The sequence below is a fragment of the Variovorax sp. DXTD-1 genome (assembly GCF_003984625.1).
GTDB lineage: Bacteria > Pseudomonadota > Gammaproteobacteria > Burkholderiales > Burkholderiaceae_C > Variovorax.
In genome coordinates this window covers 1-233 of the sequence record NZ_RWKH01000091.1, presented here as the reverse complement: position 1 = coordinate 233, position 233 = coordinate 1, and the positions used below count along the sequence as shown (strand labels likewise).

The 233-nt window shown below is 68.7% G+C and carries 1 protein-coding gene; it reads left to right on the top strand.

What is annotated here, in order from left to right:
• A partial coding sequence (locus tag EJI00_RS25240) for a hypothetical protein (protein ID WP_221885080.1) occupies positions 1-233 on the top strand: 233 nt, incomplete at both ends.

The following is a 233-nucleotide window of genomic DNA, read 5'->3' as shown; positions in this document are numbered from 1 at the left end:
CGGCACCTATCAAGGCCCCGCCAGCAAGTGGCTCTACCACCCCACCCAAGGCCCCTGGGCCGATGCCTCGGCGCGTTTTGCCGAGCTGACGAAAGGCGAGGTGCGCGCAGTGGTCAGCGGCGCCGCACCAGACCGGGTGTTCGGCGCCGTCGAACTGCCGCGCGTCATCGCCAACCCGCAAGTCACCACCATCGAAGGCATACCGCGCCAGACCTTGGCAAAGGTCGTGGCCG